At 63.3% G+C, this 4,301-nt stretch carries 4 protein-coding genes and 1 pseudogene; all 5 read left to right on the forward strand.

Features of this window, described 5'->3' with window-relative positions; all coding sequences use genetic code 11:
• Positions 1-672, forward strand: a pseudogene (locus OQK_RS08735) (sodium:proton antiporter); the annotation flags it as partial.
• Positions 659-1,906 carry an NAD(P)/FAD-dependent oxidoreductase gene (locus tag OQK_RS08740; protein ID WP_038860775.1) on the forward strand — a complete coding sequence of 416 codons (1,248 nt, stop codon included), beginning with the start codon at positions 659-661 and terminating at the stop codon, positions 1,904-1,906. The pseudogene OQK_RS08735 and the gene OQK_RS08740, both read left to right, overlap by 14 nt.
• A complete protein-coding gene (locus tag OQK_RS08745; RefSeq protein ID WP_016772036.1) occupies positions 1,903-2,628 on the forward strand; it encodes a class I SAM-dependent methyltransferase in 726 nt (241 codons plus the stop codon). Before OQK_RS08740 ends, OQK_RS08745 begins: the two co-directional genes overlap by 4 nt.
• Positions 2,628-3,239: a hypothetical protein gene (locus tag OQK_RS08750; protein ID WP_016772037.1), complete on the forward strand. Its 612-nt coding sequence runs from the start codon at positions 2,628-2,630 to the stop codon at positions 3,237-3,239. Before OQK_RS08745 ends, OQK_RS08750 begins: the two co-directional genes overlap by 1 nt.
• Positions 3,236-4,301 (forward strand): beta-ketoacyl-[acyl-carrier-protein] synthase family protein (locus OQK_RS08755; protein ID WP_016772038.1); only part of this gene is annotated, 1,066 nt, incomplete at its 3' end. The genes OQK_RS08750 and OQK_RS08755, both read left to right, overlap by 4 nt.

The following is a 4,301-nucleotide window of genomic DNA, read 5'->3' on the forward strand; positions in this document are numbered from 1 at the left end:
CTGACTTGCTGGACGCTGTTCGGCCTCGCCCAGGGCAGTCTGCACTTGAGCAGCCTGTTGCTGCCTGTGGCCATGGCCGGCGTGCCACTGCTTTTGCACCTGCTGCGCGTGCGTCGCCCGCTGACCTACAGCCTCGGCTTCTTCGCCCTGCTGGTCATGGCCGAGCATTACAAACTCAACGCGCTGATTTTCGGCATCGGCTATCTGCTGTGCATGGCGCTGCTGAAAGTGCCGTTGGTGCTGCCGTTGCCGGCACGCTGGATGAGCCGCTTGCAGACGTGGATCGCGATCCCGCTGATCCTCACGTTCGGTATCGTCCAGATCGACGTGCACAGCGCCCTCGCCAGCCTTGGCGCCGGGCAGTGGGCGGCGCTGCTGCTGTTGCCGATTGCCAGTAAACTGCTGGGCAACTGGCTCGGCCTCGGTTGGGCGGGCGCCTCGTTCGCTGGCGCCAGCCGCTGGCGCGAAAGCGTGCTGCTGAACATTCGCGGCCTGAGCGAAATCGTCTTTCTCAATCTGCTATTGCAACAACAGCTCATCACCCCGGCGCTGTATTTCGCGCTGATGCTGATGGGCCTGATCGCGACGCTGCTGCCGGCCCTTATCGGTCTGCATCGCGCGCCCCTGAATCTGAACAGTCCCTTGCCCCGGAGCTCACGTGCCAATCGTTGAAATGGAATCCCGTCAGGTCGTGATCATCGGTGCCGGCCCGTCCGGCGCTATCGCCGCTGCCCTGCTCAAGCGCAAGGGCCACGATGTGCTGGTGCTCGAGCGCCAGCACTTCCCGCGCTTCTCCATTGGCGAAAGCCTGCTCAGCCACTGCCTGGATTTCGTCGAAGAAGCCGGCATGCTCGACGCCGTCAACGCCGCCGGGTTCCAGCGCAAGACCGGCGCGGCGTTTGCCTGGGGCGAGCGCTACAGCGCCTTCGATTTTGGCGACACCTTCACCGCCGGCAAGCCGACCACGTTCCAGGTGCAGCGCGCCGATTTCGACAAGTTGCTGGCCGATCAAGCAGCATTGCAAGGTGCGGAAATCCGTTATGGCGATGCGATTGTCAGCGTCGATTTCGATCAGGCGAAACCACAACTCGATGTGCGTCGCGAAGATGGCAGCGAGTACCGCGTCGAAGCCGATTTCGTCCTGGACGCCAGCGGCTACGGCCGCGTGCTGTCGCGCTTGCTCGACCTCGAAGCGCCTTCGAATTTCCCGGTGCGCCAGGCGGTGTTCACCCATGTCGAAGATCACATCGACAACCCGGCGTTCGACCGTGAAAAGATCCTCGTCACCACCCATCCCGAGCATCGCGATGTGTGGTTCTGGTCCATCCCGTTCAGCAACGGCCGCTGCTCGGTGGGCGTGGTCGCGGCTGAGGAACATTTCCGGGGGCGCGATAGCGACCTCGATGTCTGCCTGCGCAGCTTCATCGCCGAGACGCCAAGCCTCGCCGGGGTTCTGAACAACGCGGTCTGGGACACTCCGGCGCGCACCCTCGGCGGCTACGCGGCCAATGTGAAAACCCTGCATGGCCCGGGCTTCGCGCTGCTGGGCAACGCCGCAGAATTCCTCGATCCGGTGTTCTCCTCCGGCGTGACCATCGCCATGCGTTCGGCGAGCATGGCTGCCGGCGTGCTGCACCGTCAGTTGCAGGGTGAAACGGTGGACTGGCAAAGCGAATTTGCCGAGCCGTTGAAACGCGGCGTCGACACGTTCCGCTGCTACGTCGAAGGCTGGTACGCCGGCACCTTCCAGGACGTGATTTTCTACGAGGACAGCCAGGCGGAAATTCGCCGGATGATCTGTTCGATCCTCGCCGGTTACGCCTGGGACGAGCGCAACCCGTTTGTCAGCGAAGCGCGGCGCCGGCTGAAGATGATTTCCCAACTCTGCGCGCAGGACGCCTCATGAATTACCTGAGCGACAGCTACGTCGAGGAAACCCGCTTCGGTCTCTGGTTCCTGCGCAGCCACACCTGGCAGCACCACGTGCTGCGCGTGGCGATCAATGATCTGCGTGGATTATTCAGTGAGCCGCTGCCGGAACGTCCGGTGCTGCTGGACGCCGGTTGCGGTCAGGGCAAGTCGTTCGGCCACCTGCGCCAGACCTTCGCCCCGCAGCGCCTGATCGGCGTCGACGCCGACCCGCACAGCCTGCAACTCAGCGCCGAAGAGGCCACGCGCCTGGGCATGCCAGTCGAGTTGATCGGCAGCGATTGCGCCACGCTCAACGTCGCCGATGCCAGCGTCGACCTGCTGTTCTGCCACCAGACCTTCCATCATCTGGTCGAGCAGGAAAAGGCCTTGGCCGAGTTCTATCGCGTGCTCAAGCCGGGCGGCTATCTGCTGTTCGCCGAATCCACCGAGGCTTACATTGATACCTGGGTGATTCGCTGGCTGTTCCGCCACCCGATGCATGTGCAGAAGAGCGCCGCCGGCTACCTGCAGATGATCCGCAAGCAGGGCTTCGAGTTTGCCGAGCGCAATGTTTCCTACCCGTATCTGTGGTGGAGCCGGTCGAAGGATTTTGGTTTGCTGGAGCGGTTGGGGTTGAGCAAACCCAAGCCATTCGGTGAGCGTGAAGAGACGCTGGTGAATGTCGTCGCGCGAAAGCCATTGCAGGAATCTGTCTGATGTACGGCTATCGATCTGAACACCTGAAACCCTGTGGGAGCGAGCCTGCTCGCGAAAGCGGTGTATCAGTCAGCAAAGGTGGCGAATGTCAGATTGCATTCGCGAGCAGGCTCGCTCCCACAGGGATTGCTGGGTGGCTGGCGATCGTTTTGTCAGCCTTGCTGTTAAGTGCCTGCGCCAGCCAGCCACCGCTACCAGCGGCCAACCCGACGTTGCCCCTGCCGCTGCAACTGCACATCGAGCGCGAGCAGGCCGGGCAGCGTCAGGACTGGCTGCTGGTGATCCAGCGTGAAGGCGCCGGCACGCGCTGGTCGATGATGGATCCGCTGGGCATTCCACAGGCCCGCCAGCAACTGATCGACGGGCGTTGGCAGGCCGACGGTCTGCTGCCGCCGAACCCGGAAGCCCGGGAGCTGTTCACCGCATTGCTGTTCGCTTTGACGCCTTCCGCCGAACTGCTGCGCAATTATCCCGACGCCCGCCAACAGGCCGATCAGCGTTCACTGCCGGCGCGCTGGAAAATCCGCTATTCACAACCGTTGAGCTTCCAATTGAATCTGCCTCAAGGCCCGCACTATCGCGTTTCCCAGTTAGGTGAATCGACGCCATGACCGCTTACCTGAATGCCCTCGGCGTGATCTGCGCTTTGGGCCGCGACAAGTCTGAAGTCGCGCGCAATCTGTTTGCCGGCGACTGCTCGGGCATGCGCCGCGAGTCCGGCTGGGTCGCCGAGCGTGAGCTGCCTGTCGCCGGCGTGCACGGTGAATTGGCGCCGATCCCGGCCGAACTGATCGAACACAGCAGTCGCAACAACCAACTGCTGCTGGAAGCCGCGCTGCAGATTCGTGACCATATCAACCGCGCGATCCAGACCTATGGCCGTGAGCGCATTGGCGTCGTGCTAGGCACCAGCACCTCGGGCATCGACGAGGCCAGCCGGGGTCTGGCGCATTACATCCGCGAACAGCAATTTCCTCGCGAGTACGACTATCGCCAGCAGGAACTCGGCGCCCCGGCGAATTTTCTCGCCGAATGGCTGCAACTGAGCGGCCCGGCCTACGTGATTTCCACTGCCTGCACTTCCAGCGCCCGCGCTTTAATGAGCGCTCAGCGTCTGCTCGATCTGGGCCTGTGCGACGCGGTACTGTGCGGCGGCGTCGACAGTCTGTGCAAGCTCACGCTGAACGGTTTCTCTTCGCTGGAAGCCGTTTCAGATGAACGCTGCAATCCGTTTTCCGCCAACCGCAACGGCATCAATATCGGCGAAGCAGCAGTACTGTTCGTGATGAGCAAACAGCGCGGCGAAGGCCCGGGCATCGCCCTGCTGGGGACGGGCGCCAGCTCGGATGCGCACCATATTTCCGCGCCGGAGCCGAGCGGTCGCGGCGCTCTGCAAGCGATGCACAAAGCCCTTGGCCGCGCGCATCTGCAAGCCTGGCAAATCAACTACCTGAACCTGCACGGCACCGCGACCCAGCACAACGACGCCATGGAAAGCCTGGCGGTCGCGGCGCTGTTTCCCGAAGGCGTCGCCTGCTCGTCGACCAAGCCGCTGACCGGCCATACCCTCGGCGCGGCCGGCGCGCTGGAAGCGGCGTTCTGCTGGCTCAGTCTGAGTGCCGAAAACCCTGAACAGGCGTTGCCGCCACACATCTGGGACGGCCAGGCCGATC

Origin of the sequence: Pseudomonas sp. R62 (assembly GCF_000257605.1) — a bacterium.
Taxonomy (GTDB): domain Bacteria; phylum Pseudomonadota; class Gammaproteobacteria; order Pseudomonadales; family Pseudomonadaceae; genus Aquipseudomonas; species Aquipseudomonas atacamensis.

What these genes read in the sequence shown, in the direction of transcription:
- OQK_RS08745 (WP_016772036.1), top strand. Translation starts at nt 1,903, where the DNA reads ATGAATTACCTGAGCGACAGCTACGTCGAGGAAACCCGCTTCGGTCTC.
- OQK_RS08750 (WP_016772037.1), top strand. Translation starts at nt 2,628, where the DNA reads ATGTACGGCTATCGATCTGAACACCTGAAACCCTGTGGGAGCGAGCCT.